Origin of the sequence: Pseudomonas sp. REP124 (assembly GCF_020164475.1) — a bacterium.
Lineage (GTDB): Bacteria > Pseudomonadota > Gammaproteobacteria > Pseudomonadales > Pseudomonadaceae > Aquipseudomonas.
Map to the genome: position 1 here is coordinate 88,763 of NZ_JAIQWX010000001.1, position 12,801 is coordinate 101,563.

17 protein-coding genes are annotated in these 12,801 nt (G+C 59.1%); 7 read left to right on the plus strand and 10 right to left on the minus strand.

The features are described from left to right. The first annotated feature begins 21 nt into the window (after positions 1 to 21). Together K9857_RS00245 and K9857_RS00250 are read left to right on the plus strand one after the other, a co-directional pair. Complete coding sequence (locus K9857_RS00245; RefSeq protein WP_224532899.1) at positions 22 to 783, plus strand: ABC transporter ATP-binding protein; 762 nt, start codon at positions 22 to 24, stop codon at positions 781 to 783. A gap of 45 nt (positions 784 to 828) precedes the next feature. After that, complete coding sequence (locus tag K9857_RS00250) at positions 829 to 2,160, plus strand: LLM class flavin-dependent oxidoreductase (protein WP_224532900.1); 1,332 nt, start codon at positions 829 to 831, stop codon at positions 2,158 to 2,160. Between the two features lie 316 nt (positions 2,161 to 2,476). Here the strand turns inward: K9857_RS00250 and K9857_RS00255 are convergent, their stop codons facing one another. Beyond that, positions 2,477 to 2,917, minus strand: a complete 441-nt coding sequence (locus tag K9857_RS00255) for a hypothetical protein (RefSeq protein WP_224532901.1) — start codon at positions 2,915 to 2,917, stop codon at positions 2,477 to 2,479. Between the two features lie 247 nt (positions 2,918 to 3,164). Between K9857_RS00255 and K9857_RS00260 the strand changes: the two genes are divergently transcribed. After that, the gene (locus tag K9857_RS00260; RefSeq protein ID WP_224532902.1) at positions 3,165 to 3,698 is read left to right on the plus strand and encodes an AAA family ATPase; all 534 of its coding nucleotides are present in this window, start codon (positions 3,165 to 3,167) and stop codon (positions 3,696 to 3,698) included. A gap of 20 nt (positions 3,699 to 3,718) precedes the next feature. On the opposite strand, the gene K9857_RS00265 is transcribed toward K9857_RS00260, so the two are convergent. From K9857_RS00265 to K9857_RS00285, 5 genes are all read right to left on the minus strand, one after another. Further along, a complete protein-coding gene (locus K9857_RS00265; RefSeq protein WP_224532903.1) occupies positions 3,719 to 4,165 on the minus strand; it encodes an NUDIX hydrolase in 447 nt (148 codons plus the stop codon). A gap of 201 nt (positions 4,166 to 4,366) precedes the next feature. Next, on the minus strand, positions 4,367 to 4,903 hold the full coding sequence (locus K9857_RS00270) for a dihydrofolate reductase family protein (RefSeq protein WP_224532904.1): 537 nt from the start codon (positions 4,901 to 4,903) through the stop codon (positions 4,367 to 4,369). Positions 4,904 to 5,035: 132 nt separating this feature from the next. Next, complete coding sequence (locus K9857_RS00275; protein WP_224532905.1) at positions 5,036 to 6,190, minus strand: epoxide hydrolase family protein; 1,155 nt, start codon at positions 6,188 to 6,190, stop codon at positions 5,036 to 5,038. Positions 6,191 to 6,198: 8 nt separating this feature from the next. Continuing rightward, complete coding sequence (locus K9857_RS00280; RefSeq protein ID WP_224532906.1) at positions 6,199 to 6,363, minus strand: hypothetical protein; 165 nt, start codon at positions 6,361 to 6,363, stop codon at positions 6,199 to 6,201. 34 nt (positions 6,364 to 6,397) lie between these two features. Continuing rightward, positions 6,398 to 6,550, minus strand: a complete 153-nt coding sequence (locus tag K9857_RS00285) for a hypothetical protein (protein ID WP_224532907.1) — start codon at positions 6,548 to 6,550, stop codon at positions 6,398 to 6,400. Between the two features lie 186 nt (positions 6,551 to 6,736). On the opposite strand from K9857_RS00285, the gene K9857_RS00290 reads away from it, so the two are divergent. Continuing rightward, positions 6,737 to 7,366, plus strand: coding sequence for a DUF433 domain-containing protein (locus tag K9857_RS00290; protein ID WP_224532908.1), 630 nt, complete (start codon positions 6,737 to 6,739; stop codon positions 7,364 to 7,366). After that, positions 7,363 to 7,839, plus strand: a complete 477-nt coding sequence (locus K9857_RS00295; RefSeq protein ID WP_224532909.1) for a DUF5615 family PIN-like protein — start codon at positions 7,363 to 7,365, stop codon at positions 7,837 to 7,839. The genes K9857_RS00290 and K9857_RS00295 overlap by 4 nt, the downstream gene beginning before the upstream one ends. 85 nt (positions 7,840 to 7,924) lie before the next feature. On the opposite strand, the gene K9857_RS00300 is transcribed toward K9857_RS00295, so the two are convergent. From K9857_RS00300 to K9857_RS00310, 3 genes are all read right to left on the minus strand, one after another. After that, a complete protein-coding gene (locus K9857_RS00300; RefSeq protein ID WP_224532910.1) occupies positions 7,925 to 8,683 on the minus strand; it encodes a class I SAM-dependent methyltransferase in 759 nt (252 codons plus the stop codon). Beyond that, the gene (locus tag K9857_RS00305) at positions 8,676 to 9,167 is read right to left on the minus strand and encodes a MarR family winged helix-turn-helix transcriptional regulator (RefSeq protein ID WP_224532911.1); all 492 of its coding nucleotides are present in this window, start codon (positions 9,165 to 9,167) and stop codon (positions 8,676 to 8,678) included. The genes K9857_RS00300 and K9857_RS00305 overlap by 8 nt, the downstream gene beginning before the upstream one ends. Positions 9,168 to 9,252: 85 nt before the next feature. Continuing rightward, a complete protein-coding gene (locus tag K9857_RS00310) occupies positions 9,253 to 9,936 on the minus strand; it encodes a TetR/AcrR family transcriptional regulator (protein WP_224532912.1) in 684 nt (227 codons plus the stop codon). Between the two features lie 104 nt (positions 9,937 to 10,040). Here K9857_RS00310 and K9857_RS00315 point away from each other — a divergent pair, with 104 nt between their 5' ends. Both K9857_RS00315 and K9857_RS00320 read left to right on the plus strand, forming a co-directional pair. Next, the gene (locus tag K9857_RS00315) at positions 10,041 to 10,706 is read left to right on the plus strand and encodes a M24 family metallopeptidase (RefSeq protein ID WP_224532913.1); all 666 of its coding nucleotides are present in this window, start codon (positions 10,041 to 10,043) and stop codon (positions 10,704 to 10,706) included. A 76-nt stretch (positions 10,707 to 10,782) separates the two neighbouring features. Further along, the gene (locus K9857_RS00320; protein ID WP_224532914.1) at positions 10,783 to 11,211 is read left to right on the plus strand and encodes a molybdopterin-binding protein; all 429 of its coding nucleotides are present in this window, start codon (positions 10,783 to 10,785) and stop codon (positions 11,209 to 11,211) included. A gap of 271 nt (positions 11,212 to 11,482) precedes the next feature. Here K9857_RS00320 and K9857_RS00325 read toward each other — a convergent pair whose 3' ends face one another. Next, positions 11,483 to 12,787, minus strand: a complete 1,305-nt coding sequence (locus tag K9857_RS00325; RefSeq protein WP_224532915.1) for a serine hydrolase domain-containing protein — start codon at positions 12,785 to 12,787, stop codon at positions 11,483 to 11,485. Positions 12,788 to 12,801 lie beyond the last annotated feature (14 nt).

Sequence of the window (12,801 nt, forward strand, 5' to 3'; positions counted from 1 at the left end):
AACATTGAAAAGGATCACAGCATGAACAACAGCCTCACCCTGGAAAACATCAGCAAGCGCTTCACCTCGCGACCGGGCAGTTCGACGCAGTTGCAGGTGCTGGATAACATCGATCTCGACATCGCCCCCGGCGAATTCATCAGCATCGTCGGCGCCAGCGGTTGCGGCAAATCCACGCTGCTGCGGCTGATCCTCGGCCTGGACGAGGAGTTCGACGGGCGCATCCTGCTCGACGGCAAACCGATCAAGGGCACGGGCCTTGAGCGCGGCATCGTGTTTCAGGACCACCGGTTGTTCCCATGGCTCAACGTCGAGCAGAACGTTGCCGTGGGCCTGAAGAACTCGCCCCTGAGCGCCGCGCAGAAACGCGACACCGTGCGCGAGCATATCGAACTGGTGGGCCTGCAGGACTTCATCGAGGCCTACCCGCATCAGATTTCCGGCGGCATGGCGCAACGGGTGGCCATCGCCCGCGGGCTGGTCAATCGGCCGAGCGTGTTGCTGCTGGATGAGCCCCTTGGCGCCCTCGACGCCCTGACCCGCGCGCGCCTGCAGGGCGAGCTGCAGAACATCTGGGCCAAGGAAAAAATCACCATGATCCTGGTCACCCACGACGTGGACGAGGCGGTGTTCCTCGGCGATCGGGCGGTGGTCATGCAGCCCAATCCCGGGCGCATTCGCCGCATCCTCGACATCGATCTGCCGCGTCCGCGCAATCGCAGTGACAGCCGCTTTATCAACCTGCGCGATGACGTGCTGAGCGACTTTGCCGAGTTGCACTGAGGCGCACCGCCTTATCTTTTTAATCGTCATTTTTAAGGAACGGAAATGTCCGAACGCCAGCTCAGCCTCAACCTGTTCATCTACCCCAACGGTCACCACGAAGCCGCCTGGCGCCACCCGCAGTCGGTGCCGGAAGCGTCCATGGACATCGGCTACTACCAGCAACTGGCGCAACGCGCCGAACGGGAAAAGCTGGACGCGATCTTCTTCGCCGACTCGCCGTCCCTGGCCGAAAGCGACCGTGAAGGCCTGCGCATTCGATTCGAGCCCATCACCTGGCTGGCGGCGATTGCCGCGGTGACCGAACGCATCGGCCTGATCGCCACCGCCAGTACCACCTACAGCGAACCTTACAACCTGGCCCGTTCGTTCAGCGCGCTGGACCACCTGAGCAAGGGCCGCGCCGGCTGGAACATTGTCACCACCTCCCTGGCCGCCGCAGCCGCCAACTTCGGCCTGGACCAGCATCCACCGGCCCATGACCGCTACGCCAAGGCCGAGGAATTCGTGCAGGTGGTCGGCGACCTGTGGGACAGCTGGGAGGACGATGCGCTGGTGCTGGACAAGACCGCAGGCGTATTTGCCAACGGCGCCAAGGTGCATTCGATCAACCACGTTGGCACGCATTATCGGGTCAAGGGTCCGTTCAACTCGCCTCGTTCGCCGCAAGGTAGGCCGGTGCAAGTGCAGGCAGGATCTTCCGAGGACGGCCGGGATTTCGCCTCCCGCCATGCCGAAGCCATCTTCACCGCACACCAGACCCTGCAAAGCGCCATCGAATTCGCCAACGACATCCGCAACCGCGCGAGGGCAGTGGGGCGCGATCCCCGCCAGCTGAAAATCCTCCCCGGCATCAGCCCCTACATCGGCAGCACCGAAGCCGAGGCCCAGCGCAAGTTCGACGAACTCAACGAGCTTGTATTGCCTCACGTCGCCCTGGGGCAACTGCGCCGCTTGCTGGGCGTTGACTTGTCGGATCAGGACCTGGATGCGCCATTCCCGCGGCACCTGGTCAACTTCGACGGCGGCGAAAGCCAGGCCAGCCGCTTCAAACTGATCATCGACATCGTCGACCGCGAAAAACCCACCCTGCGCCAACTGATCAACCGACTGGCCGGCGCCCGCGGGCATTGGGTGCCGGTGGGGACGCCGGTGCAGATCGCCGACCTGATAGAACAGTGGTTCCGCAGTGGGGCTGCCGATGGCTTCAACGTCATGCCACCGGCGTTTCCTGAAGGGTTTGAGGTTTTTCTGGATGAAGTGCTGCCGATCCTGCGCAAGCGGGGACTGTTTCGGGAGGAATATGCGGGGACGACGCTGCGTGAACATTACGGACTGAGTCGGCCGGTTTCGCGGTTTGCGTTGAAATCGGCGTGAGCCTTCAGAGGATCCTTTCAGGATCATCGCGAGCAGGCTCCACAGTGGTCGGTGGTGGCGCGATATTTGTTACCACCCCAGAACCCCTGTGGGAGCGGGCTTGCTCGCGAAAGCGGTGTATCAGTCGCCATCAATGTTGAATGTGCCGACCTCTTCGCGAGCAAGCCCGCTCCCACAGGTTTATTTGTCGAGCACAGAAATTGCGAACGACACCAGACACTGTGGGAGCGGGCTTGCCCGCGAAGGCGGTGGGTCAGTCAACATTGAGGATCTGGCGTGCCGACTTCATTTTCCTTCGTTTTTTTCTGCCAACCGCTTACTCGGGAATGCCTGTTACGGTGTGCACGACACGCATCGCACAAGGCGCTCGCGCCCCTTCCGGATCGATCTGTTCACATTTTTTCAGTAGCGGATAGACGTCGGCAAACTTCACTGCCGACACCTGTTCGGCGTGCTGCTGCGAAACGAAGCAATGCTCGAACCGGTAGGCCGCATATACCTCGGGGCGCAACGCCGGATAGTCGTAAACCTCGTCGACGATATTCTTGAGCATCCGAGACATTTGTCCGTCGGCAGAGGGGGTAATCCTGGCAAGCAAAACATCCTTGGCGACCCCGGCCTGCCTGGCCGCGATAGCTTCTTTCGACGCACCAATGGACGCCTGCATTCCCTGCGGAAACGGACAATCAGACGCCGCCAATGCCGAGGCCGACGTGATGCAACCAAGCAGGGTTAAAACAGCAACCATCCTTGTCATGAGATTTCCTTGTTGAAAGCGAGTGTTGTTGGAAAGTGGGTGGCGATTCTATTCCTGAATCGGATGGGGAAAAACTTCTTCATAAGATTGTTTGCCCTTTTACTCCAACGACCGAGTAGTTCATTGCTAACTGTTCGGCGTTGCCTACTAGGTGCCTCCATTGTTCGCTTCGAAAGTATCGGGGAGGGCTTCCTACCCTAGGCAAAAAACCGCAAAATCGCCGGCCTTTTTCTGACAGGAAGTCACCATGCAGCGCATCGTAATTCTGGGCAATGCCGGTAGCGGCAAATCCACAATGGCTCGCATTCTCGGCGAGCGCCTTGGCCTGCCCGTCGTACACCTCGACACGTTGTTCTGGGAACCCGGTTGGGTCGAGCCGGATGCCGAACAATTCCGTAATCGTGTAGGCGAGGCTGTCGCAGGGGGCTCCTGGATCTGCGAAGGCAACTATGCCCGCCGAACATTCGACCTGCGCTTGCCGCGCGCCGATCTGATCATCTGGATTGATACGCCGCGGCTCATTTGTTTGAGCCGGGTGATCAGGCGCAACTTCATGAACCGACCGCGTGCTGACCTTCCGGCAGGTTGCTCAGAAAAAATTAACCGGGTGTTCATGACCTTTCTGAAGTTCGTGTGGAGTTTTGATCACGGCTACCGGCCCGGTATCGAAGCGGTGCGCAAACGCACGGGTCCTCATGTACCTACTGTGCATTTACGAGGTCGCCGGCAGATTGCTGCTTTTCTCGAAAGCTTGCCGGCAACCCCGGAAAGCTGTCTTTAATAGCCGAGGGTGCAGGGCAACTAACTCAGGTGCTGATCATCAGCCAGCAGGAAGTCGCCCTTCGATATCACTGAGGTCAAATACCGCAGCGCCCGCTGAAAGACTGGATGACACTCTGCAAATGGCAGGTCATCAAAAGAAGCCCAGAAGAAACTAAAGATGTGACCATGGTCGTCGAGTGTTTGATGCGTCCATTGCTCCGGCAAGGACGTATGCGATGCACACAGTTGAAACGACCAGATCTGATTCAGGTGGCCGGCATTCCAACAGCCGAGATCGCGGACAAGGAAAGCTGTGTGGATACCGGACTCTTCTCTCAACTCCCTTAGTGCGCCCTGCGCAGGTGTTTCGCCGGACTCAATGGTGCCTTTGACCAATTGCACACCTGCCAGTGGATGGCGAAACAGCAGGATGCGCGGCTCAGGTGTACTCGAAAGCATCACGGGACACGTTTTGTTGGGTGACATCGCGACTTCCTTATCGGCGCAGAAGTAGAGAAGAGAAGGTGGGGCTGCCACGGTTTCAAATCGATGCCCCGTAAATTGTGGGAGCGAGCCTGCTCGCGATGGACTCCGGATCACCGCGCTCATCCAGTTATGGAGGCGTTATCGTTCAAAGTCATCGCGAGCAGGCTCGCTCCCACAGGTTTTGCAGTCTCCGGCATCGGATTACTGGATCAGTCGATAAGTCGACTGCACCAACCCCGAAGCAAAGCAACGGCTGGAGACCAGCTTCAAATCAACGTCGTGGGGCAGGGTGCCGAACAGGGGCCTTCCCGAGCCGATCAGCACGGGGACTGTGGTGATCACCATCTCGGCGATCAGTCCCTCGCGCAGGAATGACTGCACCAGTTGCCCGCCATCGACATACGCCCGGTGCATTCCCTGTTTCGTCAATTCGTCCATCACGTCCCGAGGCGAGAGGCTGGAGAATCGCACCTTGCCTTTGAGGGTCTCGGGCACCGGTGTGTCGGTCAGTTGTGCAGAGAGCACCACGACGGGCCGGTCATAGAACCAGGTGTCGAAGGTCAGCACTTTTTCGTAGGTCCCGCGGCCCATGACGATGACGTCCTTGTCGGCGATGAAGTCGTTGTAGCCGTGGTCTTCGGTTTGATCATCGCGCTGCAGGAGCCAGTCGATGTCGCCGTCGAGTCTGGCGATGAAGCCGTCCAGGCTGGTGGCGATGAAAACGTGAGCGGTGGCCATGGGATTTCCTTATTCGTGGGGCAGTTGTTGAGGCGGGATCATACTTGCCGAGGCTTTTTGGGACGAAACAAGGGGGCCGAACTGTTTCTCTAGAACAAATCCAACCCCATTTTTGCTCTTCTCTTCGCGTGGCTAAACACGAAACGGCCTGAAGAACGCCCGGATTTCCTCAGCCAGAATCTGCGGCTGCTCCAGCGCCGCGAAATGACCTCCGCGAGCCATGTGCTCCCAGCGATGCACATCGAAAACGCGTGCCACCCAGCTACGGGGCGGCATGGGGATTTCCCTTGGAAAGAGGGAGACGCCCAACGGCGTATCGACTCGCTCGCCTGGCTCGAACGCCAGCGGGTTTTGTCGGTTTTCCTTATACAAACGCAAGCTTGCATGGACGTTCCCGCTAAACCAGTACAGCGCGATATTAGTCAGAAGAGTATCGAGCGATATGACTTGTTCCAGATCGTCGGGATGATCGACCCAGGCCTGAAACTTTTCGAGCATCCAGGCTGCGAGACCTATCGGTGAATCCGTCAGTGCGAAAGCCAGGGTTTGTGGTTTCGTGCTCTGCAGCGCAACATACGCACCTTCGGTGGCAGCAAACTGGCTGCTGCGATTCAGGAAATCCTGTTCCGCCTCGTTCAAGGCATCTTGTCCGTCACCCAGAGGTGGCCGATAGCTGCCGGGAATGTAATTGAGATGAGCACCTGTGATGTGCGGGCCATGATCTCGGGCGAGCCACATTGAAACGCCTGCGCCGATGTCTCCTCCCTGGGCGCCGAAACGTTCGTATCCGAGCTGCCCCATGAGCGCTTTCCACATGCCGGCAATTTGTCTTGAGCTGATGCCGGCCTGTGTCGGCGCGGGTGAGCAGCCATAACCTGGCAAAGATGGAATTACCACATTGAAGGCATCAGCGGCGTCGCCACCGTGGGCGGCCGGGTCAGTGAGCAAGGGGAGCAAGCGTTGCATTTCCAGGAAGGAACCGGGCCAGCCATGGGTGATAACCAATGGCATGGGTTTGTCCCCGTTCCCGCGCTGGTGCAGGAAATGAATGGTTTGGCCGTCGACCTCGGTCATGAACTGCGGCAACTGATTGATGCGCCGTTCCTGGCTTCGCCAGTCAAAGCGGTCACACCAGTATTCAAGAACACGCTGAAGAAAAGCCGGGCTGGTTCCATCTTCCCAGCTGTCGGTTTTCAAGGATTCAGCCAACTTTGCATTGCATAGCCGCTGACGAAGGTCGTTGAGCTGCGCATCTGTGACGGCCAGTTTGAAAGGGCGGATGGGCATGGCAATTCTCAATGAATGCAGGCAATTACCTTACGGCGCTGTGACGCGTTCAGGCAACCATCGATCCGGCCTTGAGGAGCACCGGCATGATTGAGATGCAGGTGATACAAGCCCAGCGCAGCCAGCTCGACATGTAGACGCATCAATTGGCTGCGAGCTTCGGCCTTATCCAAGGGCACTTCCTGACAAAAAACCATTCAGACAGCATCACTTTTTAGCCGGTACATCCCAGCATTCCGGCTTAATCGAGCACACCTTGTATTGACGATCCATCAAGGCCATGCGGTTGAGATGAACATCTCTGGCGGCGTTCAGCGATTGCTCGCTGGTGATCATATAGCGCACGGCTCTATCGCTCATGCGTGCATTCCATTGGCGTCGGCTCCTTTCCTCAAAGGTCTTGGGTGACGCGACCAGGGTTTGAAGCACTCCGTTACCCACTCGGCTCAATTCGTCGCGAGGCTGGAGCAGGGGCCTTACGAGCCATTGCATGCCCGGGAAATGAGGCAGAGAATAATGTTCCCGAAAACACGGAAACATTTTCTCATGACCAATTCTGAGATCGCATGGTCCCCCAGCTCCGAGGTGGCCTTTGTAACCCAGACATCGGAATCCGAGGTCGACCGCCTTGTCGACGACGGGATGCTGCCATCACGCTTTTGCAAGCGGAGCCAGCGTCGAGAGTTCGATCTGGTCGGCACCTCGGTCTCAGTGACCATAAACCACGATCTCAAGCACCTGCTGACTCGTAATGCACGAAAGGTAGCCATTGAAACGTGGATGGAGAGTCATTACAGCGTGCTGCTCGCTGAGTATCAGCTGCCAGGAAAAACAATATCTGACGATGTGGTAACGGCAGTCAGCTCATTTGACATGGGCACGCTAAGCGTCAACCTTGAGGATTCAATGGGGCGTATGGCCAATCGCCTCAAGAAAATCCTTCAAGTGCACGAAACCGTGATCTGCGATCCAGAAATTCTCGGCGGCCTGCCGGTCATCCGGGGTTCACGCCTGCCGATTGAGAGTTTGCTGGCTACGGTCGACGAAGGCGTGCCGTTCGACATTATTCAGGACGACTATCCATTCCTCACTCCGGAAATGATCGAACACGCCCGTCTCTATCAGCAGACCCACCCGCGTCGAGGCCGCCCGCGCAGGTCTGAGCAGCCTGAATGAGTTTCCGCTTTCTGATCGATGAGTGCCTGTCACCTTCGCTCGCGACGATTGCCCACATGGCAGGCCATGTCGCCACGTCGGTCCGCGATATGGGGTGGAACGGGCTGACGGACCAGCAATTGATGGTGCGGGTCATTGAGGGTGATTACACGTTGGTAACAATCAATTCCCGCGACTTTCGTGGTCCTGCTGGCGGTCCTGTGGCCGGGCTGCACGCACGCGAAACACTGCATGCCGGTTTGGTTTGCCTGAATGGTCATGGCCGTGGTCTGGGCATGCTTCGCCAACAAGCGCTTTTCAAGCATGCACTCGATGTGATGCCTGGCGATATGGTCAATAGGGCGCTCGAGGTGTGGGACAGTGAGGATGGTTCGCTCACGGTGCAAACCTACCCCATACCTTGTGGTTCACAGGCTGTAGGAGCCGAGCTTGCTCGCGAAGAGGCCGGCACGTTCAATGATGATGCTGGCTGACCTGACGCATTCGCGGGCAAGCCGCGCTCCCACAGGGCTTTGGGTGTTTACTGGTTTTGTGATCGACCACTTGAACGTATGTCGCTCATAGCCGCCCGATCCTCATGTTGATGGGCCAGGTGATCGCGTGCCGGGTCTCGGGGGCGCCCCAGAGATTGGCGATGTCGGTGGCGAAGGTGTGAAGCAGATCCTCTCGGCCCGATTCCCTGGCGCTGCGGATCGCCGACCAGGTGGAGACGTAGCCGAGAAATTCGTCGAGGTTCCACTCAAGGTGGATGGCGATCTCGGGGGGCTCAAGCTCGGTGAAGGGGAAGTCGATGGTCGAGTATCCGGTGTCCACCAGCTTGCGTTCGGCGGGCCAGAAGGGGCCGATTTCGTTCCAGTAGAACTGCTCGAAGCGGGCACCGAGTCCGCCGTCCATGCGCAGCACGCCATAGCTGATCAGCGCGAGAATCGCGTCGCGCTCGGCCACGCGGCGGACCTCGTCGTAGAACTTTGGCAGGTCGAACCAGTGAGCCGCCTGTGCGGCGGTGATGAGGCTGGCGCTGCGGCTCAGGAGGGGGAGGTCTTCGGCCTGGGCGCAGGCGTAGCTGACATTGGTTTGTGGCTGGGCGTGATTAACCTGTTCGGCGCTTGGGTCAAAGCCGATCACCTCGCGGAAATGCCCGCCAAGCTGTTTGGTCAGTTGGCCGTTGCCACAGCCGACATCGACTGCGAGGAACGTGTTGGGCGCGAGTGACGCCAGATACGCCGACAGTTGTGGCGGGTATTCCGGGCGAAAGCGGGCGTAGGCCTGGCCGCCCTGGTCGAACCAGTTCCTCGATTCACGGTTGAGATTATTCATGGTGGGCAACGTCCGCTGTGAGTTGCTGTTTGGCTTGATTCAGGCGCTCGGAGAATCCGCGGTTTTCAAGGGCTTTCGCCGCTTCTTCCAGGACCCGGCGCAACGGATAGCCGATTTCCTCCTCCAGATGCTCGATGGCTTCGAAGGTGGCGAACCAGTGGGATTTCAATTGCTTCACCACGGCACTGCCGGCGGGGGTCAGCTGGATGACAGTCTTGCGGCCATCGACGCCGCGCTGGCGGGAAATCAGGCCGTCGGCGTCCATCTGGCTCACGGTCTGACTGATCGCACCCTGGGTCAGGTGGGTGCGGGTGGTGATCTCGGTGACGGTCTGGGCTCCGGAGCGGATCGCACGCAATACCGGGGTGTAGCGCGCCCGGTAGGTCAGGCCCATTTGCTGGTAATGCTCCTCGGCGCCGACCTCCACCAGTTCCGAAACATAACGCAGAAGCTCGCCGAGGCCGGGCTCGTTCAATCTGTTCATGGCGTTACTCCACAAGGCGTGGAGGGGAAGTTACATTAGCGCTAATGTAATTTGCAAGCCGGCCTGATGCATGGAGCTGACATGATCAAAAAGGCACGCCAATATTCGGCACAACCCCACCCAACACCATCCGCGTAATCGTCCCCGCCGCGCGCTCATAATCCGCATCATCCGGCTTGTCCGCCCCCCGGATCAGCGACATCTGCCACCCCAGGTTGGTATAGGTCCGGGTCGCCGACCAGATGAACAGCATCAGGTGTTCAGGATCGGCCGGCGCGATCAGGCCGCGTTCGATCCAGCCTCGCAGGTGATCGATGTTGCGCTGGGCCTCTTCGTGCAGCAGGTGCTTGTACTTGTCGGGCAGGTGCTTGCCGCCGAACAACAGTTCGTGGCTGAAGACCTTCGAGCTGAGCGGATTCTCCTGAATGATCCGGATCCGCGCCTTGATATACGCCTGCAGGCCCACCGCCGGATCATCGCTTTCCCTGAGCGCCGCCGAGGCCTTGAGCAGCGGGCCGACGAAACTCAGCAGTACGTGGGCGTAGAGGTTTTCCTTGGTTTGGAAGTAGTAATAGAGGTTGGCCTTGGGAATACCGGCGCGCGCCGCGATATCGCGGGTCTGGGTGGCGTCGAAGCCGGACACTGAAAACTCTTCGCTGGCAGCCTTGAGGATCAGCAGATGGTTTTTCTGGCGGATGCTGGGCTTCTTCAGGAACTGGTCCAGCGCGCTGGAGGGATCGCCGATCTGGGTGCTGGAAATGTTCATCATGTCGGGTTCGAGCCTGGATCGCGGCTTTATCTTTGTTATTGAGTGTCGCAATATACAAAAATATATAGCGCTTGGCCTGCGCTTTCTTACCAAGGGAAGGAATGATGAATACGGTCCTGAAAAACAAAGAAGCAGTCGGTGAGCATTACCAGCTGGAAACCATGCGTTACGCCCAGCAGATGACCTGGAACGCCATCGAGCGCATTGCCGCGGTCATCGCGCCCGGCATGCGCGAATCCGAGGCGCAGCTGCGCGGGAAGGAAATCCTGGCGGAACTGGGCATGGACCGTATCTGGCACCCTCTGCTGGTGCGTTTCGGCGCCAATACTCTCAAGACCTTCAAGCAGCGCTCCGAGGGCGATCCCGAGCTGGGCGAACACGACATTTTTTTCATCGACATGGGCGTGGTCTGGCAGGGGCATGAAGGGGATGCCGGCGCGACCTTCACCACTGGCTCCGATCCGCAAATGGCCGCCTGCGCCGCGGCGGCCAAGGAGTTGTTCGATCGCGTCGAGCGCTTCTGGCGCAGCGAGCGGGTCTCCGGCGTGGCGCTATACGATTTCGCCGCCGCCCAGGCAAACGCCATGGGCTGGAAGCTCAACCTCGACATCAAGGGCCATCGGGTCAGCGACTTTCCCCATGCGATTTATCGCGGCGGTGATCTCGGCGACCTGGATCAGTACCCGAACAACGGCCTGTGGATTCTGGAAATCCAGCTCGCCCATCCCGAGCGGGCGTTTGGTGCGTTTTACGAGGATTTGCTCATCTGATCGGAATGTCGGATGGCTTGTATTGGACGGTCTCAAGGTTGTTCCAACCAACCCGAACACAAGCCAGGAGCTCCTCATGAAAGTCAGTGCACGCAACGTCCTCAAAGGCCAGGTCATCCAGGTCCAGGAAGGGGCGGTCAATGCAGAAGTCAGCTTGAAGTTGTCCGGCGGCGAGCAACTCGTCGCCGTGGTGACCCTGGAAAGCGTCCGCAACCTGCCGATTGCCGTGGGCAAGGAAGCCATCGCCCTGATCAAGGCGCCCTGGGTCATGCTGATGACCGAGTCCGACGACATCCGCCTCTCCGCGCGTAACTGCCTGAAGGGCAAAGTGCTGAGCGTCAATGACGGGGCGGTCAATTCCGAGGTGGTCATCGAGTTGGCCGGTGGGTCAAATGTCTATTCGATCGTGACCCGTGATGCCGTGTCGGAATTGGGGTTGAAGCCGGGGGTGAGCGCTACGGCGGTGATCAAGGCGTCTCACATTATTCTGGCTGTGCCGGCCTGATTCGAAGGCTTTAAAAGATCGCAGCCTTCGGCAACTCCAGGTTTTGTGCAGGACGCAATTCCTGTGGGAGCGAGCCTGCTCGCGATGGACGCCAACGATGACGCGGGCTGCCTGGTAGGACGCGTCGCCTGGGCATTCATCGCGAGCAGGCTCGCTCCCACAGTGGGCGAATGCCATCCACAAATCCTCTGTGGGAGCGTGGCTTGCCCGCGAATGGTGGTCAACGATGACGCTGGCTGTCTGATGCCCCGCGGCTGTATGAACCTCCATCTCACTCCTTCAATTGCACCAGTACCGAATCGACCATGCTGTTGAACGTCCCCGGTGAATCAATCGCCCGTGCAGCCACCTTCGCTTCACCTTCAGCGCTGGTGGCGCGCCTGGCTTGATCGGCCGTGGAAGACAATTTCACGATGACCACTTCGCGCTTGGGGTTGATGTAGATTTTTTGCCCGAAACGACCACTGGCTTCCACCGAACCCTGCCCGTCATTTCGCTGAAACCAATAGTTGCGGTAGGCATAACCGGGGCGGCCCGGCGCAAGGTTGCCCTGTGCGAAAACCGTCGCATCGCCCGCTTGAAAGGTGCTGTGTACGGCGCGATTGAAGCTGTCGGCGCTGAGCTCGCGAGCCAGTTCACGGCGTACCATTTCAGCGAAACGCGCGGTGTCGCGAAGGTTGGCGCTGATGCCGCCGCTGGCCATCTCTGTACCCAGCTCATCGATTTGAACATAGGCGTCTTCCTGGGCGAAGCGCGACCAGATGCGTTGCTGCACGAGCTGTGCCCAGTTCAATCCGGAGATCCGCCGCAATGCCCATGCGAGCGCCTCGGGTGAACCGTTCTGATAAAAGAAACGGCTTTCACCGGGGGCTCTCTGCGCGACCTGCAGGAATGAGTAGATATCGGCCGGCATCGCTGCGTTGCGCGGGATCAATCCGGTGGCGGCAAACAGGCCCAGATCAGGCGGCACCGCTTCGGGATAGGCCACAGCCACTTGCATATCAAGATTGGCCTGCACCGTGGCTTCGCCGAACGGTGTACCACTCAGCTCAGGGACGTAACTGGCCAGCCTGGCCAGGGGGTCGAGCGTGCCTTCGGCGATAAACTGCGCCGCCAGCAGACCTGTCACCGACTTGGTCATCGATGCCCATATGTGTGGCTGGTTAGCCTCGAATCCGTCCAGATATCGCTCGAACACCACTTTGCCGCGGTGCAGCACGATGAATCCGTCGGTCGTGGTGTCCTGCAGGTATTGGGCAAGTGTCAGGTTCGCCTCGCCGGCTTTGAACTCGACAGAGTCAAGCTGTCGAGGCTCTTCCCCTGTCAATGGCAACGGCTGGGCGGCGCGAGCGATGTTGCGCGTCGCAGACACTTCCCGCGCATGGCGTATCGACCAGCGCAGAAAGGGCGGTTGAAAGGCGTTGGCTTTGTTCACACGAAACTCCTGGGCAGGTGGAAATCCTTGCATGACGCCGTCACCGGCCGCCACGGCAGAAGCGGTAGCCGTGCTGAGCAGCAACGCCGTCCCAAGCACCAGCCGGGATGTGGTTTTGGCAAAATCGCAATGAATGCGCATGGATCGGTATTCCT

Bases quoted from the DNA above. Each gene is read 5' to 3' on its own strand.
- K9857_RS00295 (WP_224532909.1), top strand. From the start codon at position 7,363: ATGAGTTTCCGCTTTCTGATCGATGAGTGCCTGTCACCTTCGCTCGCG.
- K9857_RS00305 (WP_224532911.1), bottom strand. From the start codon at position 9,167: ATGAACAGATTGAACGAGCCCGGCCTCGGCGAGCTTCTGCGTTATGTT.
- K9857_RS00290 (WP_224532908.1), top strand. From the start codon at position 6,737: ATGACCAATTCTGAGATCGCATGGTCCCCCAGCTCCGAGGTGGCCTTT.
- K9857_RS00275 (WP_224532905.1), bottom strand. From the start codon at position 6,190: ATGCCCATCCGCCCTTTCAAACTGGCCGTCACAGATGCGCAGCTCAAC.
- K9857_RS00265 (WP_224532903.1), bottom strand. From the start codon at position 4,165: ATGTCACCCAACAAAACGTGTCCCGTGATGCTTTCGAGTACACCTGAG.
- K9857_RS00250 (WP_224532900.1), top strand. From the start codon at position 829: ATGTCCGAACGCCAGCTCAGCCTCAACCTGTTCATCTACCCCAACGGT.
- K9857_RS00260 (WP_224532902.1), top strand. From the start codon at position 3,165: ATGCAGCGCATCGTAATTCTGGGCAATGCCGGTAGCGGCAAATCCACA.
- K9857_RS00245 (WP_224532899.1), top strand. From the start codon at position 22: ATGAACAACAGCCTCACCCTGGAAAACATCAGCAAGCGCTTCACCTCG.
- K9857_RS00315 (WP_224532913.1), top strand. From the start codon at position 10,041: ATGAATACGGTCCTGAAAAACAAAGAAGCAGTCGGTGAGCATTACCAG.
- K9857_RS00300 (WP_224532910.1), bottom strand. From the start codon at position 8,683: ATGAATAATCTCAACCGTGAATCGAGGAACTGGTTCGACCAGGGCGGC.
- K9857_RS00325 (WP_224532915.1), bottom strand. From the start codon at position 12,787: ATGCGCATTCATTGCGATTTTGCCAAAACCACATCCCGGCTGGTGCTT.
- K9857_RS00320 (WP_224532914.1), top strand. From the start codon at position 10,783: ATGAAAGTCAGTGCACGCAACGTCCTCAAAGGCCAGGTCATCCAGGTC.
- K9857_RS00270 (WP_224532904.1), bottom strand. From the start codon at position 4,903: ATGGCCACCGCTCACGTTTTCATCGCCACCAGCCTGGACGGCTTCATC.
- K9857_RS00285 (WP_224532907.1), bottom strand. From the start codon at position 6,550: ATGAGCGATAGAGCCGTGCGCTATATGATCACCAGCGAGCAATCGCTG.
- K9857_RS00255 (WP_224532901.1), bottom strand. From the start codon at position 2,917: ATGACAAGGATGGTTGCTGTTTTAACCCTGCTTGGTTGCATCACGTCG.
- K9857_RS00310 (WP_224532912.1), bottom strand. From the start codon at position 9,936: ATGATGAACATTTCCAGCACCCAGATCGGCGATCCCTCCAGCGCGCTG.